Source organism: Luteimonas sp. A482, assembly GCF_054072655.1.
The window spans coordinates 29,270-52,084 of sequence record NZ_JBSVRO010000006.1; the positions used below are offsets into that span (position 1 = coordinate 29,270).

19 protein-coding genes are annotated in these 22,815 nt (G+C 69.5%); 8 read left to right on the forward strand and 11 right to left on the reverse strand.

The features are described 5' to 3' along the window. Positions 1-76: 76 nt before the first annotated feature. The 3 genes from ACW5DW_RS14795 to ispG form a co-directional block, all read right to left on the reverse strand. Positions 77-3,430: a S8 family serine peptidase gene (locus ACW5DW_RS14795; RefSeq protein ID WP_457019934.1), complete on the reverse strand. Its 3,354-nt coding sequence runs from the start codon at positions 3,428-3,430 to the stop codon at positions 77-79. A gap of 255 nt (positions 3,431-3,685) precedes the next feature. Continuing rightward, positions 3,686-4,375, reverse strand: a complete 690-nt coding sequence (locus tag ACW5DW_RS14800) for a phosphatase PAP2 family protein (RefSeq protein WP_457019935.1) — start codon at positions 4,373-4,375, stop codon at positions 3,686-3,688. Beyond that, on the reverse strand, positions 4,368-5,651 hold the full coding sequence (ispG, locus tag ACW5DW_RS14805; protein WP_457019936.1) for a flavodoxin-dependent (E)-4-hydroxy-3-methylbut-2-enyl-diphosphate synthase: 1,284 nt from the start codon (positions 5,649-5,651) through the stop codon (positions 4,368-4,370). Before ispG ends, ACW5DW_RS14800 begins: the two co-directional genes overlap by 8 nt. A 704-nt stretch (positions 5,652-6,355) precedes the next feature. Here ispG and ACW5DW_RS14810 point away from each other — a divergent pair. From ACW5DW_RS14810 to ACW5DW_RS14830, 5 genes are all read left to right on the forward strand, one after another. After that, positions 6,356-6,652, forward strand: a complete 297-nt coding sequence (locus ACW5DW_RS14810; RefSeq protein ID WP_457019937.1) for a DUF2218 domain-containing protein — start codon at positions 6,356-6,358, stop codon at positions 6,650-6,652. A gap of 36 nt (positions 6,653-6,688) precedes the next feature. Next, complete coding sequence (xseA, locus tag ACW5DW_RS14815; RefSeq protein ID WP_457019939.1) at positions 6,689-8,047, forward strand: exodeoxyribonuclease VII large subunit; 1,359 nt, start codon at positions 6,689-6,691, stop codon at positions 8,045-8,047. 182 nt (positions 8,048-8,229) lie between these two features. Next, positions 8,230-9,882: an acetolactate synthase large subunit gene (locus tag ACW5DW_RS14820; RefSeq protein ID WP_457019941.1), complete on the forward strand. Its 1,653-nt coding sequence runs from the start codon at positions 8,230-8,232 to the stop codon at positions 9,880-9,882. 42 nt (positions 9,883-9,924) lie between these two features. After that, positions 9,925-11,397 carry an aldehyde dehydrogenase family protein gene (locus tag ACW5DW_RS14825; protein ID WP_457019942.1) on the forward strand — a complete coding sequence of 491 codons (1,473 nt, stop codon included), beginning with the start codon at positions 9,925-9,927 and terminating at the stop codon, positions 11,395-11,397. A gap of 10 nt (positions 11,398-11,407) precedes the next feature. After that, a complete protein-coding gene (locus ACW5DW_RS14830; RefSeq protein WP_457019943.1) occupies positions 11,408-12,187 on the forward strand; it encodes an NRDE family protein in 780 nt (259 codons plus the stop codon). 9 nt (positions 12,188-12,196) lie between these two features. Here the strand turns inward: ACW5DW_RS14830 and ACW5DW_RS14835 are convergent, their stop codons facing one another. The 8 genes from ACW5DW_RS14835 to ACW5DW_RS14870 form a co-directional block, all read right to left on the reverse strand. Beyond that, complete coding sequence (locus tag ACW5DW_RS14835; RefSeq protein ID WP_457019944.1) at positions 12,197-12,682, reverse strand: hypothetical protein; 486 nt, start codon at positions 12,680-12,682, stop codon at positions 12,197-12,199. Positions 12,683-12,697: 15 nt separating this feature from the next. Further along, a complete protein-coding gene (locus ACW5DW_RS14840) occupies positions 12,698-13,948 on the reverse strand; it encodes a PQQ-dependent sugar dehydrogenase (RefSeq protein ID WP_457019945.1) in 1,251 nt (416 codons plus the stop codon). A gap of 508 nt (positions 13,949-14,456) precedes the next feature. After that, positions 14,457-14,924, reverse strand: a complete 468-nt coding sequence (locus ACW5DW_RS14845) for a hypothetical protein (RefSeq protein WP_457020103.1) — start codon at positions 14,922-14,924, stop codon at positions 14,457-14,459. Next, complete coding sequence (locus tag ACW5DW_RS14850) at positions 14,924-15,130, reverse strand: PspC domain-containing protein (protein ID WP_457019946.1); 207 nt, start codon at positions 15,128-15,130, stop codon at positions 14,924-14,926. Before ACW5DW_RS14850 ends, ACW5DW_RS14845 begins: the two co-directional genes overlap by 1 nt. A gap of 83 nt (positions 15,131-15,213) precedes the next feature. Beyond that, positions 15,214-16,284 carry a class III poly(R)-hydroxyalkanoic acid synthase subunit PhaC gene (locus ACW5DW_RS14855; RefSeq protein WP_457019947.1) on the reverse strand — a complete coding sequence of 357 codons (1,071 nt, stop codon included), beginning with the start codon at positions 16,282-16,284 and terminating at the stop codon, positions 15,214-15,216. Between the two features lies 1 nt (position 16,285). Continuing rightward, positions 16,286-17,689, reverse strand: a complete 1,404-nt coding sequence (gene phaE, locus ACW5DW_RS14860) for a class III poly(R)-hydroxyalkanoic acid synthase subunit PhaE (RefSeq protein WP_457019949.1) — start codon at positions 17,687-17,689, stop codon at positions 16,286-16,288. Between the two features lie 60 nt (positions 17,690-17,749). Further along, complete coding sequence (locus ACW5DW_RS14865) at positions 17,750-18,370, reverse strand: CDP-alcohol phosphatidyltransferase family protein (RefSeq protein WP_457019950.1); 621 nt, start codon at positions 18,368-18,370, stop codon at positions 17,750-17,752. A gap of 189 nt (positions 18,371-18,559) precedes the next feature. After that, positions 18,560-20,395: a 3-hydroxybutyrate oligomer hydrolase family protein gene (locus ACW5DW_RS14870; protein ID WP_457019952.1), complete on the reverse strand. Its 1,836-nt coding sequence runs from the start codon at positions 20,393-20,395 to the stop codon at positions 18,560-18,562. A 92-nt stretch (positions 20,396-20,487) separates the two neighbouring features. Here ACW5DW_RS14870 and ACW5DW_RS14875 point away from each other — a divergent pair, with 92 nt between their 5' ends. The 3 genes from ACW5DW_RS14875 to ACW5DW_RS14885 all read left to right on the forward strand — a co-directional run bounded on the left by ACW5DW_RS14875 (position 20,488) and on the right by ACW5DW_RS14885 (position 22,589). Beyond that, the gene (locus tag ACW5DW_RS14875; RefSeq protein ID WP_457019953.1) at positions 20,488-21,306 is read left to right on the forward strand and encodes a 3-hydroxybutyrate dehydrogenase; all 819 of its coding nucleotides are present in this window, start codon (positions 20,488-20,490) and stop codon (positions 21,304-21,306) included. Between the two features lie 151 nt (positions 21,307-21,457). Further along, positions 21,458-21,913 (forward strand): GNAT family N-acetyltransferase, encoded by a 456-nt coding sequence (locus tag ACW5DW_RS14880; RefSeq protein WP_457019954.1) that lies wholly within the window; start codon positions 21,458-21,460, stop codon positions 21,911-21,913. Between the two features lie 10 nt (positions 21,914-21,923). Further along, a complete protein-coding gene (locus tag ACW5DW_RS14885) occupies positions 21,924-22,589 on the forward strand; it encodes a response regulator (RefSeq protein WP_457019955.1) in 666 nt (221 codons plus the stop codon). Positions 22,590-22,815 lie beyond the last annotated feature (226 nt).

Here is a 22,815-nt window from a genome sequence, read left to right on the forward strand (position 1 = left end):
ATCCGACCCCGGCCTGCAAAGACGAAGGGCCGGTTGCCCGGCCCTCCGTCCTCGACTCACTGCGCATGTTGCTTTTTTACGGCGTCACCGTCAGGCGGATCGCGCCGGCGCGCTTGGGCGCGACCGGATCGTTGCTGCCCACGCAGTAGAACGCCTCGCGCACGCCTGCGGACAGGCCGGCCGCGCTCAACTGGATGGTCGAGGCGCGTGAGGCGCCGGCCGCCAGCGTTCCCATCGGCGGGCTGACCGCGCCCATCCACGGGGCCCCGCAGGCGACCTCGCCCACGACCCGCATCGACAGGCCCGGAGACGTGGTGTTCGCCGCCCAGGCGCCAGCACCCGCGGTCGACACGTTGAGCCCGGCGAAACCGCCGCTGCCGAGCGTGGTCGAGGCATACCAGGCCCAGCGGTTGGCGAAGGTCGAGTTGGTGTGCACCAGCAGCCAGTAGCGGCCCGGCGCGAGGTCGACGGTGGCGCCGGCCGCGACCAGGTCCAGCGTGATCGCCGCACCGGTCGTGTCCACGCCAGGCGCGTTGACCGGGGCGGTCAGCGTCCAGGCTGCCGCGTCCGGCGAGCGCAGCGGATCGCCCGCCGGTACGCCACCGGCATCCGGGTAGATCGCCCAGGTCAACGTGGGCGAGATGGCGGTCAGCGCAGAACCGCTCACCACGAAGCCTTCCGCACGCAGCGAGAGGATCCGGGTGGACGCGGCGAGGCTGAAGTCGTCGGCGCTGAACTGCGCGGCGAACCCGGCCGCCGCGGGGTCGGCATAGCGCGTGGCGCGATAGCCGCTCGTCGCGTTCTGCCCCAGCGCGTTGGCGAGCGTCGCCAGGCCCGAGCCGCTGTTGTCGAAGCTGTACACCAGCGGCGAACCGCCCGCGTTCGCCACGGTGGTCGTGGCGCGACCGCTGCGCCCGGCCTGCAGTGCGGACCCGACCAGGTCGGGCAGCTGGATCACCGGCGGCGGCACCACCACCGCGATCGGCAGGTGCAGCGTCGGCGGCGGGTTGCGCGAGCCGGCAACCACCGGCGTGAGCACCAGTTGGCCGAAGTTCCAGCTGCCGTCGGCCGGCAGCGCGGTTCCGTCCACCACCACCCGCACCGACACCGAACCGCCTGCCGGCACCTTCAGGTTGGCCGGGGTCGCCCGTGCAGGCAGGCCTTCGACCTGCACCCGATAGCCCTGCGCGGTGGCGAGCGGGTTGCGGAAGGTCCGCACGAACACGCACTGCGGCGCGCAGTTGCGGCGGATCATGTTGGGCTGGTTGAGCGTGGCCGGATCGCCGCCGGTGGCGGGATTGGCCGCCTGGTAGCTGGCAGCGGTCTCGTGCATCACCAGGCCGGCCGCGACCGCGCGGTCCACCTGGATCCGCCCCGAGCCTGCGGCGTGCGGATCGGCCGGCGTGACGCCGTCCTCGAGCAGCACGCTCTGGCTGGCAGTCATCGCCAACGCCGACTTTATTTCCGGCGGCGTCCAGCCCGGACGCACCTGCCGGACCAGGCCCGCGGCACCGGCCTGGTGGGGCGAGGCCATCGAGGTGCCGTTGTACAGCGCCACGTCCTCTTCGAAGCCGGTGATGGTGGTCCCCGCCACCGCCGCCAGGATGCGCACGCCCGGGGCGGTCACATCCGGCTTGAGCAGGTCGAAGCTGCCGGCCGGTCCGCGCGAGCTGAACGCGCCGAGCGCATCGACCTGGTTGGTCAGCATGATCGCCGGATACGGGATGCCGGCGGTGACCGCCGGATTGGCCGCGGCAAAATTGCGCAGCGCGTCGGCATCCGCCTGCAGCATGCCAAAAGCCGGCACGGTGGTGCCAGGCACCGACGGGATGAGTGCACCGGCGGCGTTGTTGGCGACGACCACCGCCACCGCGCCGGCCGCAGCGGCATTGTCGACCTTGATGGTGAACGAGCAACTGCCGCGGCGCACGACCGCGATCGCGCCGGTAAAGGCGCCCTCCGGATACGCGGCGCAGGCGTCGTCGACCGAATCGATCCCCGGGCTCACCAGCAGCGGCGTGTCGCCGGGAATGGCGGCGTCCTGGCTCACGCCGTTGCTGCCGGGGTTCATCTCGATGGCGGCCAAGGCTTCGGGCACCGGTTGCGGGCCGGTCACTTCCAGCACCACCACGAAATCCCCGCGACCGTGCTGCGATGCCGCGGTGGACGACACCCAGGGCTCGACGTGTCCAAGCGTGTTCGGGGCCGGCCCGCTGTTGCCCGCCGAGGCCGCGATGTAGATGCCCGCCTCGACCGCATTGAGGAAGGCCTGCGACACCGCCTCGCTCCAGGGAGAGGCGCCGCCACCGATCGAATAATTGATCACGTCGACCACGCCATCTGCGATCGCCTGGTCCACCGCCGCCACTGCCGATACGTTCGGACACAGGCCCTGCCCGGTCGCGGTGTTGGTGTAGCAGATGTCGAAGGCGACGATGTTCGCGCGCGGCGCCACGCCGGAGATCCGGCGCGTGTTGCCCAGCACGTCGACGTCGCGGCGGTTGCCGGCCGCGGTCGAGGCGACGTGGCTGCCGTGGCCGTTGCTGTCGCCGAAGCCCGGCTCCTCGCGGATGTTGGCCGCGCCGCAGGTGTTGGCCGGTGCCGCGCAGACGAAGTCATAGCCGCCGACCAGTTTGTCGTTGCAGCGGCCTTCGTCGATGCCGCCTGCCGCACAGCTGCCCAGGTAGTTGCCGGCGCCGAGCGGGTTGACGTGCGCATGTCCGTCGATCGGATCGAGCGCATCGAACGAGGGGCTGCCGAAGTTGATCCCCGAATCGAGGATGCCGAAGACGACGCCTTCGCCCTGCTGGCCGGTGCCGCCGGCCGCGGTGCCGTTCCACACGGCGGGGGCGCCGATCAGCGCGGGGCCGGTGTCGGTGTCGTGCGGGTACTCGCGGTACTCATCGACCAGCAGCACCTCGGGCAGCGCGCGTACGCGCTCGGCTTCGGCCGGGCCCAGTTCGGCGACGACGCCGTTGATCGCGTGCTGGAAACGCTGCGACACCTGCGGCTGGCGCCCGATCGCCTGCGCCATGCCGCGTTCGATCTGGGCCTGGCGTCCCTGCAGGTAGCGCGCATATTCGCGCGCCTGCGGGCTGCGCATGTCCGGACGCGAGGTGCCGGTGGCGCTCGAACGCTTGGCCGGCGCCGCGGCGATCCCAGCGATCCCGCCGCGATAGGCGGCGACCGTCGGCTCGCGGAACATGATGATGTAGGTGCCGCGTGCCGATGCGTCTTCGCGGCCGCTTGCTGCCGCTACGCCGGCTGTTGTCGACGAGGTGGCGACCGTCGCCGCCGCCGTCTGTGGCTGCATCGCCGCCAGCCATGCGCGGCCGGCGCTGCGTCCTTCCCCCGTCGTGACCGCGGCCAGTACTGCCCCGCCCGCCACACACAGTCCAACGACAAGCCCCCAACGTGTCCTGCTGTCCATGCCCACCTCCGGATCGTCGATACTCCGCGGAAATCGACGACCGGCCCGCCAAACCGCCCGGACCAACCGCCGAAGCTATTGCGAAGAACCCAGGGGCGCATGCGTGTCGGGACATCCGGTGACCCGGATATCGCCTTCACAACCGCCCCTGTCCGATTGCGCATCCCTGTGCCCAACGGCCGCACTCTACGCCTGCCAGTGCCGCGCGCAAGACCGGGTCGCATCCCGTGCGGACAATCGCCGGGGACGGCGTGTTCAGCCGCTGTTTGCGCCCGCGGCAATGCGGCGGTGCAGCAGCAGGTACGCGCCCACCGTCCACAGCGCCGCCGCAGACCAGCCGGCCAGGATGTCGGAGGGGTAATGCACGCCCAGGTACACGCGCGACAGCCCGACCATGGGCACGAACACCGCCATCGCCGTGACCACCCACCAGCGCAGGCGCGTCGGCCAGGCCAGCAGCACCAGTACCAGGGCGAGGGTCATCGACCCCATCGCGTGGCCGCTGGGGAAACTGTAGGTGGCCTCGGGCGAGATCGACTCCCACAGCGCCGGCCGGTCGCGCGAGAACAGGCGCTTGGTCGCCAAGTTCAGCAGCGCCGAGCCGCCGGTGGCCACCGCGGCGAACAGGCCATCGCGCCAGCGACGCAGCGCAAGCAGCACTACAACCAGAACGATATCGACCGGCACCACGCCCCAGGCGTATCCGATCTTCGAGAAGAACAGGAACACCCGGTCGAATCCCTCGCTGGCGATGGCCTGCGCGAACAGCAGGACCGGCTCGTCGAACGGAATCGCCTCGGCCTCGTGGACCTCGTCGGCCAACTCCAGGAAGGCCCACATCGGCAGCAGCATGCCGGCGAACAGCAGCGCAAGTCGCCAGCCATGGCGACGCACGAAGCCGCCGCAGGCGTCGACCGCGCCGCGGCGCCAGCTGGCCTCAGGCATCCGCGCCCCGGCCCCAGGTGCGATCGACGTAGTCGTCGACCAGGGCCACGAACTCGCGCGCGATGTGCTCGCCGCGCAGGGTCAGCGCCTTCTCACCGTCGATGAACACCGGCGCGGACGGCGCCTCGCCGGTGCCGGGCAGCGAGATGCCGATGTTGGCGTGGCGCGATTCGCCCGGTCCGTTGACCACGCAGCCCATCACCGCCAGGGTCATGTTCTCCGCGCCCGGCCGGGTGATCTTCCACTCCGGCATCTTCGCGCGCACGTGTTCCTGCACCACCTGCGCCAGTTCCTGGAAGAACTCGCTGGTGGTGCGGCCACAGCCCGGGCAGGCGGTGACCATCGGCGTAAACGCGCGCAGGCCCATGGTCTGCAGCAGTTCCTGCGCGACCACCACTTCGTTGGTGCGCGGCGCGCCTGGCTCGGGCGTGAGCGAGATGCGGATCGTGTCGCCGATGCCTTCCTGCAGCAGCACGCCCAGCGCGGCACAGGAGGCAACGATGCCCTTCGAGCCGATGCCTGCCTCGGTCAGTCCCAGGTGCAGGGCGAAGTCGCTGCGGCGCGCGAGGTCGCGGTACACGGCGATCAGTTCCTGCACGCCGCTGACCTTGGCGCTGAGCACGATGCGGTCGCGGCCCAGGCCAAGTTCCACTGCACGCTCGGCCGAGTCCACCGCCGAGCGGATCAGCGCCTCGCGCAGCACGCGCCCGGCGTCCCAGGGCTCGGCGCGCAGCGCGTTCTCGTCCATCAAGGTGGCCGCCAGCGACTGGTCCAGCGAACCCCAGTTGGCGCCGATGCGCACCGGCTTGCCGTAGCGGATGGCGAACTCGATCAGCTGCGCGAACTGGGTGTCGCGCTTCCTGCCGAAACCGACGTTGCCCGGATTGATCCGGTACTTGGCCAGGGCTTCGGCGCAGGCGGGCTCGCGCTCGAGCAACTGGTGGCCGTTGTAGTGGAAGTCGCCGATGATCGGCACCTCGATGCCCTGCATCGCCAGGCGCTCGACGATGCGCGGCACCGCCGCGGCCGATTCGGGATTGTTGACGGTGATGCGCACCAGCTCCGAACCCGCGCGCCACAGTTCGGCGACCTGCTTCGCGGTCGAGGCCACATCTGCCGTGTCGGTATTGGTCATCGACTGCACCACCACCGGCGCCTGCCCGCCCAGCGTGACGCCGCCGACGCGCACCTGCTGCGTATGCCGTCGCGACAGCGTCCCGAAGGGTGCGGCCGGATCGGCGTGGCAGGGCGGCAACGACTGGGGCTGGGCGGACATGCGCGCATTTTAGCCGCGAACCGGTGACCGCCGCCTGTCGCGATGCGGGCGCGGCACGGGCCGGCAACGCTCCGTTGCGGCCATGGCGGCTCCGGTGGGCGGTGCCGCCCCCACATTGAAAAGGTTCTTTTCCCAAAGTGGAAGATTTCCGGAAGTCCCGCGCGGGCTTCGAATTGATGCCGCGCCCTGTCGACCGGGGATCGCTTTTCGCTCGGTCAGGGCATCGTGCCCTGACTCGCGCGCAAAACATCCATGTTTTGCTTTCCACGACCCCCGGTCGCCAGGGCACGGCTCATTGCGACTGGCGCTGCGATGCTTCGATGGCGAGCTTTTTCGAAGCCACGCCAGTGACTGGGCGATGGTCGCTCCGGGGCGGGGGATTGCGGAGAGCAGCGCATGGATGCGCTGCGGCGGCGAGTCAGCCATGGGTGAGTGCGGACAGCTCGCGCGGCACTGCCGCGCGTCCGCACGAACGCCCGGCGCGCTGCGCCGGGCCGGACCGCGCAACGGGCTGACCGAGCCGGGGAGCAACCCCCGGCCCGGGACGACCCCCGGCCGCAGGCCTGATCCAGCCCACCCGGGCCGACTCCAGCTCGAATGGGAAAAGAACTCATTGAAAGACCCCGGCCCCGCCGTGCCCGCCCGGTCAACGGCACGGTCGGGGCGCCAGAACAGCTCCAGCCCTCCTCCCCGCAGGCCCACAGATGCCCATCTCATCCTCCGCCACCATCGCCACGCCAGAAGCGACCCACCTCATCAAGCGCCTGTGCACGCACTGGGCGCACAAGTTCGAAGTCGCGTTTGATGCCGACAGCGGCTTCGTCCCCTTCGACCCGACCACCAGCGCGCGCATGCGGGCCGAAGCCGACCGGCTGGACGTCTCCGTCGAGGCTGCCGACGACGCAAGGCTCCAGCGCTACCAGGAGGTGGTGGCCAGCCACCTGCAGCGCATGGCGCGGGTCGGCGAACTTTCGATCCAGTGGCAGGCCGACGCGCCGTGATGGGCTGGGCGCATCGGCACGGCTATCCTGCCGGGCATGAATGACGCGATCACCGGCGAGATCCTCAGCCCCAGCCAGCTCAACACGCTGGCGCGCAGCCTGCTGGAGGACACCTTCCCGCTGGTGCTGGTCGAGGGCGAGCTGGGCAACGTCTCGCGCCCCTCCTCGGGCCATCTGTACTTCACGCTGAAAGATGCCCGCGCGCAGGTGCGCTGCGCGCTGTTCAAGCCCAAGAGCCAGCGCCTGGCGTTCCTGCCGCGCGAAGGCATGAAGGTGCTGGCCCGCGGTCGGCTGACCCTCTACGAAGCGCGCGGCGACTACCAGCTGATCCTGGATTCGCTGGAGGATGCCGGCGAAGGCGCGCTGCGCCGGGCCTTCGACCAGCTCAAGGCGCGCCTGCAGGCCGAGGGCCTGTTCGACGTCGAGCGCAAGCGCCCCCTGCCCGCCTACGTGCGGCGCCTTGCGGTGATCACCTCGCCCTCCGGCGCGGCCGTGCGCGACGTGCTGAGCGTGCTGGCGCGGCGCTTTCCCCTGGTCGAGGTGGACATCCTGCCGGTGCCGGTGCAGGGCGAGGCGGCGGCCGCACAGATCACTTCGATGCTGCAGCGGGCCGCGGTCAGTGGGCGCCACGACGTGATCCTGCTGGCGCGCGGCGGCGGTTCGCTGGAAGATCTGTGGGCATTCAACGACGAAGCACTGGCGCGCGCGATCGCGGACTCGCCGGTGCCGGTGGTGTCGGCGGTCGGCCACGAAACCGACTTCAGTCTGTCCGATTTCGCCGCCGACCTGCGCGCGCCCACGCCGTCGGCCGCAGCCGAACTGCTGGTGCCCAGCCAGGTCGACCTCGGCCAGCGCCTGGCGGGCCTGCACCGGCGCGCCTCCGCGCTGCAGGCCAACCACCTGCGCCAGTTGGCGCAGCGCACCGATCGCGCGGCGCTGCGCTTGAATGCACAGCGCCCGCAGGCGCGGCTGCAGGCCTACGCACTACGCCGCGACGAAGCCCTGCGCCGCCTGCAGTCGGCATGGCAGCAGCGCCTGCTGACGCATGCCGCCAGCCTGCGACACGCCCGCGCGGTGCTGCAGGCCACGCGCCCGCAGCGCCGGCTGCAGTTGCTGCACCAGCAGCTGTCCGACGCGCAGCCACGCCTGCAGGCTGCCATCGCGCGGCGCCTGCAGCGCGATGCCCTGCAGCTGCGCGGACTGGCCCGGTCACTGGAGGCGGTGAGCCCGCTGGCAACCATCGCGCGGGGCTACAGCATCCTGCAGCGCGACGATGGGCAGGTGGTGCGTGGCACCACCGATGTAGCAACAGGCGATACGGTGTCGGCACGCGTGGCCGACGGGCGGCTGCGGCTGCGGGTGGAGGATGTGGAGGGTGGTTCGGGCGCCGGGTGACGCAAGGGTTCGCGGTTGAAGCCACTCCTGCGGGACGATGCCCCGTCCCCGCTCGTGGCGGGTAACGCGACGGTTCGCGGCTGAAGCCGCTCCTACAAGTGCGATACCACGTCCCCTGTAGGAGCGGCTTCAGCCGCGACAGGAACATCGCCGTAACGTTCTGCATGCGAGGGTGGCCCGCGATGACAAAAGCCTCCGATCTGTTTGTCCAGGCGCTGGAAGCCGAAGGCGTCGACCTTGTGTTCGGCATTCCCGGCGAGGAAACGCTGGCGCTGCTCGAATCGCTGCGCACCTCCAGCATCCGGCTGGTGCTGACCCGGCACGAGCAGGCCGCCGGCTTCATGGCCGCGACCTGGGGCCGACTGACCGGCAAGGCCGGCGTCTGCCTGGCCACCCTCGGCCCGGGCGCGACCAACCTTGTCACCGCTGCGGCCTATGCCCAGCTCGGCGCGATGCCGATGCTGATGGTCACCGGCCAGAAACCGATCCGCGACAGCCGCCAGGGACACTTCCAGATCGTCGACGTGGTCGACATGATGCAACCGCTGACCAAGTACACGCGCCAGCTGGTGTCGGCCGGCGGCATTCCGGCCAAGGTGCGCGAAGCGGTCCGGCTTGCGCAGGAGGAGCGCCCCGGCGCCACCCACCTGGAGCTGCCGCAGGACGTCGCCGACGAGGACACCGACGCGATCGTGCTGCCTGCCGTGCACACGCGTCGCCCGGTCGCCGAGGACAAGGCGCTCGACGTCGCGGCCGATGCAATCCGCAAGGCGCGTCATCCGCTGCTGATGATCGGCGCCGGCGCCAATCGCAAGACCACCTCGAAGATGCTGCATGCCTTCGTCGAGCGGCTCGGTATCCCGTTCTTCAGTACCCAGATGGGCAAGGGCGTGCTGGACGAAACCGGCCCACTGTGGCTCGGCACCGCCGCGCTTTCGGATGGTGACTTCGTACACCGCGCAATCGACGCCGCGGACTGCATCATCAACATCGGCCACGACGTGATCGAGAAGCCGCCCTTCTCCATGCACCGCGGCCGGCGCACGGTGATCCACGTCAACTACTTTCCGGCGGTGGTGGACCGGGTGTACTTCCCGCAGATCGAGGTGGTCGGCGACATCGCCAACTCGGTGTGGGAACTGGCGCAGCGCCTTGACCTGAAACCGCAGCCGCATTGGGAGTTCGCGTTCTTCGACCGCGTGCGCGACGCACTGTGCGCGAACATCGCCGGCCTCGCCGCGGACGCGCGCTTCCCGATGTCCGCGCCGCGGCTGGCGGCTGAACTCGCCGGCGCCCTGGATGCACAGGACATCACCTGCCTGGACAACGGCCTGTTCAAGCTCTGGTTCGCCCGCCACGCACGCTGCCGCCTGCCCAACACGCTGCTGCTCGACAACGCGCTGGCCACGATGGGAGCGGGCCTGCCCTCGGCGATCGCCGCGGCCATGGTGCATCCGACACGCAAGGTGGTGGCGGTGTGCGGCGACGGCGGATTCATGATGAATTCGCAGGAGCTGGAGACGGCGATGCGGCTGCAGATCGACCTGGTCGTGCTGGTCCTGCGCGACGACGCCTACGGCATGATCAAGTGGAAGCAGGCGCACGAGGGCTACGCGGAGTTTGGAATGGACTATGGCAACCCGGACTTCGTGCTCTACGCACAAAGCTACGGCGCGCGCGGCCACCGCGCCGGCTCGATCGACGACTTCCGCCGGCAGCTGCGCACCGCGCTGGACACGCCCGGCATCGACCTGATCGAGGTGCCGGTGGACTACAGCCGCGACGACGCGCTGCTCAACCGCGAGATCGGCGAACTGGCCGCCGCCGTCGAATAGGTTTGATTCCCCGTTTCAGACTTCCCCGCAAGGAACCCCGCAATGGCACGCAGCGGCAAGCAGCCCAAGGGCGGCGCAATCGCGAAGACCTATCCCGGCTACCTGGCCAACGCGCCGGTGCAGCCCAATACCGACCTCGAGGTGCTGGACAAGTACAGCGGCAAGGTCGCCACCCGCGTCGCGCTGGCCGACGCAGCCCTGATCGACAAGGCGATCGCCGCCGCATACGGCGCACGCGAGGCGATGGCCCGGTTCACGCCGGACCAGCGCCGCGACGTGCTCGAACACTGCATGCGCCGTTTCGACGAGCGCGCCGATGAACTCGCGCTGGCGCTGTGCATCGAGGCCGGCAAGCCGATCCGCGACGCGCGCGGCGAAGTCTCGCGCCTGGTCGACACCTTCCGCATCGCCGCCGGCGAAGCCACGCGGGTCGAAGGCGAAACCATCGAGCTGCAGATCTCCGAACGCACGCGCGGCTACCGTGGCATGGTCAAGCGGGTGCCGATCGGTGTGTGCAGCTTCATCACGCCGTTCAACTTCCCGCTCAACCTGGTCGCGCACAAGGTCGCGCCCGCGATCGCGGCCGGCTGCCCGTTCGTGCTCAAACCCGCGGCGAAAACCCCTGTCGGTGCGCTCATCATCGGCGAGGTGCTGGCCGAAACCGACCTGCCCAAGGGCGCATTCTCGATCCTCGCCTGCAGCAACGAGGATGCCGCCGCGCTGACGGAAGATGATCGCATCGCCCTGCTCAGCTTCACCGGTGGGCTGGTCGGCTGGGAACTCAAGGCGCGCGCCGGCCGCAAGAAGGTGACGCTGGAGTTGGGCGGCAATGCCGCCTGCATCGTCGACGCCGACCCGGGCGCATCGCTCGACCACATCGCCGATCGCCTGGTCACCGGCGCCTATTACCAGTCCGGACAGAGCTGCATCAGCGTGCAGCACATCCTGGTCCATCGCGACCTGTACGAGCCGCTGCGCAGGAAGCTCAAGGCACGCACGGCCGCGCTGGTGCAGGGTGATCCGCGCGACGAACAGACCTTCATCGGCCCTGTGATCGACGAGGCCGCGGCCAAGCGGATCGAGTCCTGGATCGAGGCGGCGCGCAAGGGCGGCGCGAAGCGCCTGGCTGGCGGCGCGCGCGAGGGCAACATGGTCCCGGCCACGCTGATGGAACAGGTGCCGACGGACAGCGACCTGTACCGGCAGGAGGTCTTCGGCCCGGTCGCCTGCCTGCAGCCGTTCGACGATTTCGATGCCGCGCTCGATACCGTCAACGCCAGTGCGTTCGGGCTGCAGAGCGGCGTGTTCACTGCCAGCCTGGCGCATGCGATGCGCGCCTGGGACAGGCTCGAGGTCGGCGGCGTGGTGGTCGGCGACGTGCCCAGCTTCCGCGTCGACAACATGCCCTACGGCGGCGTGAAGCAGTCGGGCCTCGGCCGCGAGGGCGTGAAGTACGCGATCGAGGACATGACCGAACCGCGCCTGCTCGTGATCCGCGACCCGCAGGCCGACTGACATGTGCCTGGTGGCCATCGCTTGGCGCGTGCACCCGCGCTGGCAGCTGGCGCTGATCGCCAATCGCGACGAGGCGCATGCGCGGCCGAGCGCACAAGCGGGCTTCGATCCGGATGCGCCCGATGTCTACGGCGGACGCGACCTGGCCCAGGGTGGCGGCTGGCTGCAGCTCTCCCGCGGCGGGCGCGTGGCCGCGGTGACCAACGTGCGTGCGGGACGGGGCGCGGAGACGGCGCCACGATCGCGCGGCTGGCTGGTGCGGGATTTCGTGCGCGGACACGCGGATGCAGGCGACTTCACTGCCGCCCTGGGCGCGCAGGCCGCCGACTACGGCCGCTTCAACCTGCTGGTGCACGACGGCGCGCAGCTGGTCTGTGCCAGCAATCATCCCGCCTTCTCAGCACGGACCGTGGCGCCCGGCATGCACGCGATGTCGAACGGCGGCTTCGACGCGCCCTGGCCCAAGGGTGTGTTCGCGACCCGCGCACTGCAGGCGTGGCTGGAGTCGCCGCTGGCCAATACCGCGGTGCCCCGCGCGGACACCATCGAACCACTGTTCACCGCCCTGCGCGACACCACCCGCGCACCCGACCAGTCACTGCCCGACACGGGCGTCGGAATCGAGCTGGAGCGCATGCTGTCATCGCCCTTCGTGCTCGACCCGACATACGGCACGCGCTGCAGCAGCGTGGTACTGGCCAGCGCCGGGGAACTGCTGTTCGCCGAACGCCGCTACGGCGCGGACGGTGCCGCACTGGGCACATCGATCGAGCGGCTGCCGCGCGCTTAGGCTCCGGCGCTACGGCGCAAGCGCAGACGCCTCCACGCAGGCCACCGGCGCATCGTTCTCCAACCGCTGCTGCCAGCCGTTCTCGTCGCGCCAGGCGATCGTGCCGCTGATGCAGGCTTCCGGCGCGCCATCGCGCCTGGCGACGATTGCGCCGGGCAGGGACGGTACGGATGCGACTGCGTCCTCGTCCTCATGCAGCACGGGAGATGCCGCGCCCGGGGCATGGGGTGCCGGCACGACCGCCTCAGGCGGCGCAGGTGCCGCCGCTGCCGCGTCCACCTCTGCACGCGCTGAATCTGCGGCTTCGACCGGTGCCCCGACTTCACCTTCCGCACTGCCCGGTGATGCAGCCACCGGGTTGGCATCGTCATTGCCGGACACGCCATCGATTCCGCGCAGGATCAGCCCGGCCACGACTCCACCGACAAGCACCGCCAGCGCTACCGGCAGGAAGAACGACCAGGGCGCCATACCAGGGGTTCGGCCATCGCGCATGATTCCGTCTCCTTCCTAGGTGCGTGGTGCTGCCTGGCCGTGGCCGTCAACGGCACCATGGCCGTCATCCTTCGGCGTGAGCTTGAGCAGCCAGCCCTCGGCGCCGCGGGTGCCATCCTCGAGCAGCCAGATCGCGCCATCCGGGCCCTGCTCGACCTCGCGGATGCGGCGCTGCATGTCGAAGCGCTCGGCCTCGCGCGCGCTTTCGCCGTCGAACTCCACCCGCACCAGCGCCAACGACGACAGGCCGCCGATGAAGCCGTTGCCCTTCCATGCCGGGAACAGGTCGCCGTCGTAGATGACGAAGCCGGCCGGCGAGATCACTGGCGTCCAGGTGATCACCGGCGCACGGAATTCTGGCCGGGTGTCGTGGTCCGGGATCGGCGTGTCGTCGTAGTGCACGCCGTTGGAGACCAGCGGATAACCGTAGTTCTCGCCCTTGACGATGAGGTTGAGTTCGTCGCCGCCCTTGGGCCCCATCTCGTGCGCCCACAGCCGCCCCTGCGCGTCGAAATCGATGCCCAGTATGTTGCGATGGCCCAGCGTCCAGACCTGCGCCGCGATCTCGCCCGCCCCGGCGAAGGGGTTGTCAGCGGGCACGCTGCCGTCATCGTCGAGCCGGATGATCTTGCCCAGGTTGGTGGCCATGTCCTGCGCCGGATCGAACTCCTTGCGCTCGCTGGAGCTGATCCACAGCTTGCCCTCGTCGTCGAAGGCGATGCGATAGCCGAAGTGGCCGTCGCCGCTCCTCTTCGGCACCTGGCGCCAGATCACTTCGACACCTTCCAGTGCGCCGCCACCCGCGTCGTCGAGCGCCAGCTTCGCGCGCGCGACCGCGGCGCCAAGCAGGCCGTCATCGCCGCGCTCCACGAAGCTGATGTAGATCATCTGGTTGCCGGCGTACTGCGGATGCAGCACCACGTCGCCCAGTCCGCCCTGCGCGACATGCACCACTTCGGGCACACCGCTGATGCTGCCCGTGGTGTTGGCCGAGGGATCGTAGAGCTTCAGCGCGCCGCCCATCTCGGTCACCAGCAGGCGGCCGTCAGGAAGGAAGGTCATGGCCCAGGGATGGTCGAACCGGGCGAGTTGCGCGGTATCGAAAGTATGGGTGGCCGAAGCAGTTGGGCTCATGGCCGGTTCGACAGCCGCCGGCGCAGGATCCGTTTGCGCAGCGTCCTGCACTTCGGTATCGGACGTGCCGCCGCAGGCGGTGCCGAGGATGGTGGCGAGAGCCAGGGCCAGGCTGCGAGTGTGCAGGCGCATGCTGCGTTCTCCGGTGGAGGAATGTCGGGGACCGATACCGTGCGGACATTACGCCAGCGCGGTGCACGCCGCCGTACTCCAGGACACGCGCCGATGGCGCAAAAGCAGAAGGCCCAGTCTTCCGGTTTGATCCGGTCGGCTGAGCCTTCCTTGTCGAATCGTCTGCTTCGGGCTTTCGCCGTCGGTTTCTTTTTCGACGCAAGCAGAGTATCGCGGGTGCTGTTACGCGACCGTCAAATACCGCGACCGTTCGTCGGCGCTCGCCAGATCCGCATGAGTCCGCATTCGAGACGCCGGCGATGTTGTCTCCGGCATCGGCATCGGCATCGGACCGACACCGACACCGACACCGACACCGACACCGACGCAGCGTACCTGTCGACAGCAACGCCGCGTCCATCCCTGGCCTGTCATCTCGACCGAAGGGAGAGATCTGCGGCCCGTCGCCGGGATTTCTCCCTGCGGTCGAAATGACAACTTGGACATACCGACAAGGGTTGCAAACGCATCACCCCGGCCAGGGCCACCAGCCGCGACCTGTCTGCGCGTAGCGGTCGGCGGCGCGCTCGAAGCGGTTGCGCACGCTGATGCCGCCGCACAGCAGGTACAGCGGCAGGAACAGCGGACCCAGCGCCATGTACTGGTAGACGTGCGCACGCTCGTGGTCGCCCAGCACGATGCCCGGCTCGCTGCACAGGCCTGCCCGGTGCGCGTAGGTCATGCAGGTGGAATCGAGGCTGTCACCGCTGTGCAGGATCACGTTGCCCAGCGTCATCGCACCGCCCGGTCCCCACGGCCAGCGATGGAACACCAGGGCACGCTCGCGCCGATTGAAACGCGCACGCGCGCCGACCGGTACCGCGATCATGCCGGCCAGCAATCCGATCAGCGTATTGGGCAGTGTCCAGGCGATGCCGAGCAGCAAGCCGGCGGCCTCCAACAGCGGCGCCACGCGCGATCGCGTGGCGGGCTGGATCAATCGTTGCCTTCCGGGATCAGCAGCCACAGCACCAGGTAGACCAGGATGCCGGGGAACGCCGCCGACAGCACCGAGCCGACCACGTACAGGACCCGCAGCAGGGTTGGGCTCCAGCCGAAGCGGTGCGCGATGCCGCCCACCACGCCAGCAAGCACGCGGTCATTGATCGAACGGGTCAGGGCAGGCTTGGCGGTCGTGTTCATGGCTGTGTTCCGTGGATGCGCGGGCAGTCTATCGCCGGGATTGTGAAGAATCCGCTGCGTCCGATGACCGCCCCGCAGGACGCTCAGCGCGCCCGCGCCGCCAGCCAGTCGTGGATGGCCGAGGGCACTTCCTTCTGCGCGCGGCCCGAGACGTAGATGCCGATGTGCCCGCCGCGGAACGACAGCTCCGAATAGTCGCCCGTGCCCACCACGCCCTGCAGCGCGCGCGAGGCATCCGGCGGCACCAGGTGGTCCTGCTCGGCATAGATGTTGAGTACCGGCATGTCGACGAAGCCCAGCTCCACCTCGCGCCCGCCGATGTCGATGCCACCGTTGATGAAACCGTTGCCCTGGTAGAACTGCTTGATGAACTGGCGGAACGCCTCGCCGGCCTGGTCCGGTGAATCGAAGATCCATTTTTCCATGCGCAGGAAGTCCTCGAGCGCCCGGGAATCGTCGAGGATATCGACCAGGCCCACGTATTTCTGCACGAACAGCCGCCACGGCTTCAGCGTGAGGTAGGAGAAGTTCATCATATCCGCCGGCACGTTGCCGAGCGTGTCGACGAACAGGTCCACGTCGATGTCACGGGTCCAGTTCGAGAGCATGTTGTCCGGCGTGTGGAAATCCACGGGCGTGACCATGGTGATCAGGTTCTTCACCTTGTCCGGGTGCAGCGCCGCATAGCACAGCGAGAACGCGCCGCCCTGGCAGATGCCGAGCAGGTTGACCGCATCCAGCCCGCTGCGCCGGCGCAGCACGTCGATGGCGCCGCCGAGGAAGCGATCGATGTAATCCTCCAGCGTGAGGTAGCGGTCGGAGCGGTCGGGATAGCCCCAGTCGATGATGTAGACATCTTCGCCGCGCTCGAGCAGCCCGCGCACCAGTGAGCGGCTTTCCTGCAGGTCGACCATGTAGGGACGGTTGACCAGCGCGTAAGCGATCAGCAGCGGCACCTTCGCGGTGGGCGTCTTTTCACCCACGTAGCGATACAGCACGACCTTGCCGTCACGCCAGACTTCTTCCTTGCCGGTGGCGCCATAGTCGTAGTCGCCGACTTCGCGCAGGCTCTGCAGGCCCGCGGCAAGCTTGTGGTGGAAGCGCATGGCCTCGCTGGCCAGGCGGTCGGGCGTGATGCCGAGGGGTCCGTGCATGTCAGCGTCCTCCACGCTTGGATACCGGCGCCGCATCGGGCGGCAGTGGCGTGTCCGGGATCGGGATGTGGCTGGTGAATCGGTTGGTCGGCGGACGCCGTGCGGTCACGCTGGGGCGCGGCGCGAGCTTGCGGGCGGCACGCTTGGCGGGCTTGCTCCGGGCAGCCGGTTTCGCAGGCTTGGCTGCCTGCACCAGCTTGCGCGGCGCTGCCTTGCGGGACGTGGGCTTGTTTGAAGTCGACTTGCTGGAAGCCGACTTGCTGGCCGTCTTGCCCGAAGGCGCCTTTCTCGAAGCTGTCTTGCCAGCCGACCTGCTGGACGCCGACTTGCTGGGAACCGCCTTGCTCGAAGCCGTCTTGCTGGCAGCGCCGGCCGAATCCGCCTTAGCCGTGACCCGCGCGGACTTAGATTTCCCCGCCGCCGCCTTCGCAGCCGCGCGCTTGCCAGGCGGCCTGGCACCGCGCTGGCCCGATGCCGCAGGCGTTGCCGGCATCGGCCCACCCTCGACCGCATCGCGCAACCGCCGCATCGCACGCTCGAGTTCGACGATCTTGCGATGCGCGGCATCGACCTCGGTGCGCGTCGGCATGCCCAGGGTCGAACACATCTGTTCAACCTGCCGCTGCATCCCGGCGCGCAGGCGCATCTGCGCATCCACCATCTGGCCATAGGCCTGGCGGAACTCCTGCGACAGCGCGATCTCGGCGTATGCCTCCTCGGCCGCATCGATCCACAGGTCGAACAGAGCGCGCGGGGTTTCGATCTGGCGGCCCGGCTCCTCGTGCGCGGCCAGCTTGTCCTCGAAGATCGTGAACGCCTGCTGCGTGGCCTTGAGCATCAGCGCGTTGTAGGCGTTCTTGCTTTCCTCGTATTCCAGCAGCGACTGCGCCAACTGCTGCAGGCGCTCCTGGTGCTCGCGGCCGAGGCCAAACGCAGGCATCCGCAGCCACGACATGCCCTCGCCGCGCATCGCATCCAGCCACGGAGAGGCATCCTCGACCCACTGGTCCAGCCCACCCAGCCCCTGCCCGCGCATCGAGCGCAGCATCTCGGGAAAAGGATTGGTACCGGCCGCACCCAGCGCCTGCTTCCAGGCCTGGGTGATGTCCCCCGCGGTATGGTCGCGGCCCGCGAATTGCGCGGCCACCTGCTGCATGTGTCCATACCAGTCGCGCGCCTGGCTGTTGAAACGCTCCAGTGCGTCGTTGACGCCGGAGCGGCCGCCGTGTGCATGGCGCGTCCACGATTCGATCGCGTCCTGCCAGGCGTGCGTCCCGGCCTGGCCGCCGCCCGGGGTCGTACCACGCAGTGCATCGCCCCACGCCGCCCAGTACTGGCGCGCCAGCCGCTCGAAATCCTGCGCCTGCCCGCTGCCCGCACCGATGCCGGAACCCTGGTTCAACATGCCGTCCTCCTGTATCGGTCGATCATAGCAACGGCAAGCGACGCTCCGGTGTCATGCGCCTCAGAACTTCGGAATACGGATCGTCTTGCTGATCATCAGCGAACCGGACAGCGCGTACACCAGGACCAGTGGATGCAGCTGCCAGGGACCCAGCTGCCACTGCCCGAACCAGATCGCGTCCCCGATCGCACCCTGCCAGGCCGCGATCGCGAGCATGATCACGATCGCCAGGCTGGTGGGGATCGGCGTGCCCTCGAAGAATTTCACTTTGTCACCGCCATCGGCCAGGGTCTCGGCGGTGACGTTGTAGCGTGCCAGGCGGCTGACGCCGCAGCCGACGAAGTAGCTCAGTACCACCCAGTCCCAACCGCCCTGCAGGCCGCAGGCATAGCCAAGCGCGGCGGGCGCGACGCCGAAGGAGATCACGTCGGACAGCGAGTCAAGCTCGCGCCCCAGCGTGGAAGCGACCTTGCGCCAGCGCGCGATGCGCCCGTCGAGCGCGTCGAAGATGAAGGCCAGCGGGATCAGCGCCATGCCGACCAGCAGGTCGCTGACCACCCCGTCCTGCAGGAACCGCATCGCCGCGAACACAGCGCCGGTGCCGCAGACCGCATTGGCCAGCGTGAACCAGTCGGCCAGCTGGAAGTCGCGCAGCATCGAGAAATGGCGGGGTCTGGACATGGCCGGTCCTGCGGAAACAACGGACCTCCAGAGTGCCAAAAGCGTCGTGAGGATGACAGGAGCGGGGGGGGGGCAAGCAGGTAGCTGCGCAACTGAACCAGCCCAAGACCACAGCGGTTGACGTCTCGGGGGCGCCGAAGGCACAGCACCCTGCATCCCCCGACGCTTCGCCGTGCGACAGCCCCGCCCCTACTCCGGCATCGCCAGATTCGTCTTTTCCAGCGCCCTGCCCATCCCCCGCGGCGTGGTCGCGATTACCGCGTTGGCCGGCAATCCGCCCTCCTCGTCCAAGTGCGCGGTGACCCGGTCGAGCGCCGCATACATGTACGGCAGCAGCGGCACGTAGCGCGCGGCATAGTCCGGCAGCCCGAGGAAACCATCGAAATGCTGCGCATTGCGCACTTCCCAGAAGCGCACGTCGCGCCCGGCCGCACGCGCCGCCGCCACGTAGGGCACGCTGCTGAAGGCCATCGGCACCAGCCCGTCGTCGGCGCCGTGCACGATGACCATCGGCAGCCCGTCGCGCGGCAAGCCGGCGCGGGTCGCTGCGATCCCCGCCTGCACCCGCCTGGCATCCTCGCCATCACCACCGTTGAGCGCACGCAGGCACTGCAGGCCGGCGAAACCGAAGTCCGGCGGCGCCAGCGATGGATCGACAAGCCCCACGCCCGCCCCCGGCGGAATGCCGCTGGCGTCGCTCCACCACGCGGCCTGCTCGGCCGGCGTGGCCGCACGCGCGGAGAAGTCGGCGTTCTGCACCGAGAACGCAAACCCGCAGGGATGCTCGCCGACCCCAAAGCGTCCATAGGCCGAGGCATAGGTCGCTGCCACCGCACGCCACAGGTCGAAGCCGGTCGACAGTACGCCGGCACGCAGCGCTTCGTCGGTCCAGCCACTTGCCAGCATCCGCTCGTAGGCCGATTTCGCCTGCGCCGCGACATCGGCCCCTTCCACCAGCCCTTCGGCCGCCAGCGAGGCGCAGCGCGCGGTCCACAGCGGTGCCACCTGCGCGGCCAGCGGTGGCTGTGGCAAGTCCTGAAGATGCAGCTGCGCGCAGGGCATCAGCAGCGCGGCTTCGGTGGTGTAGTCGTAGAGAGTGCGCGAACCGGGCGCGTCGACATGGACATTGGGCTCGCCAGCCACCACCGCGTCCAGCCAGTCGCCATCGAGTTCCGCCGCGCGCAGCACCGCGCCGCCGCCGTTGGAGATGCCGACCGCGATCACGCGCGTGTTGTCGAACGTGAAAGGCGCCTGCGCCGGCAGCGCCTCGGCCAGCGACTGCAGGGCGAACTCGGCCGCCTGGCGCACATGCCGGCCCCAGTCCGCCTCCGGATTGTCCTTCGAGTGCGCGTGCCTGAAGCCCACGCCGGAGGCATTGACCGGCGCATCCGGCACGAAGGCCAGGTCCGGCGCCCCCAGCGCGGCGCGCGTGCCGTCCGGCCGGCTGCCGGTGTGGCTGTCGAGATCGTAATAGTCGCTGCCCGCGCCCTTGTCGGTATAGGCCACCGCGCAGCCCTTCGGCAGGCCCCAGGCACCGGCGACCGCGATCGAACCATAGATGCCGCGAGAGCCGGACGAGGCAGTGACCACCACGCAGCGTCTGCGCGCATCGAACGCGTCGGGCAGCTGCAGCATCACGCGGTGCGGATGGATCGCGCCAGGCACCTTCGCATAGGCATGGAACTCGCGACCCGGCACCGTGGCAACGCTGCCGTACAGCTCGCCATAGCCGCCGCCTGGCGCGAGATCGGCGATACCGCGCCAGTTGCTCCACAGTGCGCGGCGACGCAGCTCGGCCGACGTGGGATGGCCCGCATCGGCAAACGCCGGCGGCACCATCGCGCGCAGGCCGTCCAGGCCCAGACCCGCGGTGAGCAGGTCGTCCTGGCCGCGATGTTCGCTGCTGCGCTGCGCGCTGAACACGGTCGCCTCCGCTGTCTTCGTGCGCGGCCCCCCGGCACAGGCCACCAGACTGGCAACCAGCGCCACCGCGCACACTTTTCCGATCATGGATGGATAGCTCATGCCGGCACGGTAGCAGCCCGCCCGGCCCGGCCCATCGTACTTTGGTACCACTCCCACCCGCCTCGCGCCTGCTACCGTGGCCGCAGGCCCCCATGACCCCGAAACGCATGAATGACCGCTTCCTCGAAGGCCGCACCGCACTGGTGACCGGCAGCACCTCCGGCATCGGCTTGGCGATCGCCCAAGCGCTCGGCGCGCACGGCGCGCGCGTCGCCGTCAACGGCCTCGGCAGTGAGGAACAGATCGCATCGGCCGTGCAGGCCGTGCGCGATGCCGGCGCCCCGGACGTGCGCCACTTCGATGCCGACCTGCGCAATCCCGACCTGATCGACCAGATGGTGGCTGCCATCGATACCTGGTCCCCGATCGACGTACTGGTCAACAACGCCGGCATCCAGCACGCCGTGCCGCTGGCCGAGATGCCGGTAGCCAAGTGGAACGACATCATCGCCATCAACCTCAGCTCGGCCTTCCACACCATGCGCCTGGCGATGCCGGGCATGGCCGCACGCGGCTACGGGCGCGTGGTCAACGTCGCCTCGGTGCACGGCCTGGTGGCCTCGAAGGACAAGGCGCCCTACGTGGCCAGCAAGTTCGGCATAGTCGGCCTGAGCAAGGTGGCCGCGCTGGAGTACGCCGCGGCCGGCAGCCGTGACAGCGGTGGCGTGACCGTCAACTGCATCTGCCCGGGCTGGGTGGAGACACCGCTGATCGAACCGCAGATCGAAGCGCGCCGCAACGGCGGCAGCCGCGAGGACGGCGTGCGTTCGCTGCTGTCGGAAAAGCAGCCCAGCCAGCGCCTTTCACTGCCCGAGGATATCGGCGCGATGGCCGTGTGGCTGTGCCGCCGCGAAGCCCACAATGTCACCGGCACATCGATGCCCATCGACGGGGGCTGGACGGCGCAATGACCGGTGCTCCCGCCCCCGCTTGCGGGGCTACGTACCCGCCGGGGTAAAGGTGGCGAAGACGAATGAGAGCAGCCACCGCAGCCAGACGACCTCTGGCCGCCACGGTCCCACGCGTTCCTATTGCATCACGGGCACCAGCCCGCCCACCGCCATGCACATCCGCCCCGCCGACCTCGACGACCCCGCTTTCGCCGCGCTGATGCAGCAGCACGCGGACGCCATGGCCGCCACCGCCCCGGCTGAAAGCCGCCACGCGCTGGACCTGTCCGGCCTGCGCGAGCCTGGCGTGCGCGTCTGGACCCTGCACGACGGCGACCAGCTCGCCGGCTGCGGCGCCCTGCAGCACCTCGGCCCGGGCCATGCCGAGATCAAGGCCATGCGCACCGCGATCGGTTATCTGCGGAGGGGCGTGGCCCGCGAGATGCTGGCCCACCTGCTCGCCGACGCGCGTGTCGCCGGCTACGCGCGCGCCAGCCTCGAAACAGGCTCGATGCCCTACTTCGAGCCGGCACGCAGGCTGTACCAGGCGGCCGGCTTCCGCCCCTGCCCGCCCTTCGGCCACTACGTCGAAGACCCCAACAGCGCCTACTTCAGCCTCGCCCTGTAGCCTGCCCGCAATGCCCAACCTGCTCATCGCCGACGACCACCCGCTGTTCCGCGCCGCCCTGCGCGGTGCTGCCGTGGATGCGGCGGAGGGCGTGGTGACCTGCGAAGCCGAGTCGCTCGACGGCGTGCTCGCCCTGCTCGAAACGCACGACGACATCGACCTGGTGCTGCTCGACCTGCACATGCCCGGCAACCACGGCCTTGCCGGCCTGGCCGCCATCCGCGCCCAGTTCCCGGCGGTGGCCGTGGTGCTGGTCTCGGCCAACGAAGACCCGGCCATCATCCGCCGCGCCCTCGACCATGGCGCCGCCGGCTACATCCCCAAGAGCGCCGGCCTCGACGAACTGCGCGAAGCCATCCGCACCGTCCTGGCCTGCGAACAGTGGCTGCCCCCTGCCCTGCGCGGCGCCGTCACCCGCACCCAGTCATCCCCTGCCGACGCCGATCTCGCCGCGCGCCTGGCCAGCCTCACCCCGCAGCAGTTCCGCGTGCTCACCCTCGTCGCCCAGGGCCTGCTCAACAAGCAGATCGCCGACCGGCTCGACATCCAGGAACGCACCGTCAAGGCGCACCTGTCGGTGATCTTCGAAAAGCTCGGCGCCCGCAACCGCACCCAGGCAAGCGTGATCCTGCGCGAGCTGGAGATCGGAGACCCGAGCCGGCAGGTGTCGGGGTAGGACGACGACACCACTGGGAGCGAGTGCGCGCCAGAACTGCTGGCGGTAACAGCGTCCAGACCGCATATCGATTGCACGACGTCGGCGCGCGCGGCCGCACATACGCCCACGCGCAGGCACGCCGGCTGCCACGTCCGGATCCTGCCCGATCATGCAGCGATATCGCACATCCCGCAGCAACGCCGCACGTACCGGGCGGTGCCGACAACACGAAGATATGACCCTC

Bases quoted from the DNA above. Each gene is read 5' to 3' on its own strand.
- ACW5DW_RS14795 (WP_457019934.1), bottom strand. From the start codon at position 3,430: ATGGACAGCAGGACACGTTGGGGGCTTGTCGTTGGACTGTGTGTGGCG.
- ACW5DW_RS14800 (WP_457019935.1), bottom strand. From the start codon at position 4,375: ATGCCTGAGGCCAGCTGGCGCCGCGGCGCGGTCGACGCCTGCGGCGGC.
- ispG (WP_457019936.1), bottom strand. From the start codon at position 5,651: ATGTCCGCCCAGCCCCAGTCGTTGCCGCCCTGCCACGCCGATCCGGCC.
- ACW5DW_RS14810 (WP_457019937.1), top strand. From the start codon at position 6,356: ATGCCCATCTCATCCTCCGCCACCATCGCCACGCCAGAAGCGACCCAC.
- xseA (WP_457019939.1), top strand. From the start codon at position 6,689: ATGAATGACGCGATCACCGGCGAGATCCTCAGCCCCAGCCAGCTCAAC.
- ACW5DW_RS14820 (WP_457019941.1), top strand. From the start codon at position 8,230: ATGACAAAAGCCTCCGATCTGTTTGTCCAGGCGCTGGAAGCCGAAGGC.
- ACW5DW_RS14825 (WP_457019942.1), top strand. From the start codon at position 9,925: ATGGCACGCAGCGGCAAGCAGCCCAAGGGCGGCGCAATCGCGAAGACC.
- ACW5DW_RS14835 (WP_457019944.1), bottom strand. From the start codon at position 12,682: ATGCGCGATGGCCGAACCCCTGGTATGGCGCCCTGGTCGTTCTTCCTG.
- ACW5DW_RS14840 (WP_457019945.1), bottom strand. From the start codon at position 13,948: ATGCGCCTGCACACTCGCAGCCTGGCCCTGGCTCTCGCCACCATCCTC.
- ACW5DW_RS14850 (WP_457019946.1), bottom strand. From the start codon at position 15,130: ATGAACACGACCGCCAAGCCTGCCCTGACCCGTTCGATCAATGACCGC.
- ACW5DW_RS14855 (WP_457019947.1), bottom strand. From the start codon at position 16,284: ATGCACGGACCCCTCGGCATCACGCCCGACCGCCTGGCCAGCGAGGCC.
- phaE (WP_457019949.1), bottom strand. From the start codon at position 17,689: ATGTTGAACCAGGGTTCCGGCATCGGTGCGGGCAGCGGGCAGGCGCAG.
- ACW5DW_RS14865 (WP_457019950.1), bottom strand. From the start codon at position 18,370: ATGTCCAGACCCCGCCATTTCTCGATGCTGCGCGACTTCCAGCTGGCC.
- ACW5DW_RS14870 (WP_457019952.1), bottom strand. From the start codon at position 20,395: ATGAGCTATCCATCCATGATCGGAAAAGTGTGCGCGGTGGCGCTGGTT.
- ACW5DW_RS14875 (WP_457019953.1), top strand. From the start codon at position 20,488: ATGACCCCGAAACGCATGAATGACCGCTTCCTCGAAGGCCGCACCGCA.
- ACW5DW_RS14880 (WP_457019954.1), top strand. From the start codon at position 21,458: ATGCACATCCGCCCCGCCGACCTCGACGACCCCGCTTTCGCCGCGCTG.
- ACW5DW_RS14885 (WP_457019955.1), top strand. From the start codon at position 21,924: ATGCCCAACCTGCTCATCGCCGACGACCACCCGCTGTTCCGCGCCGCC.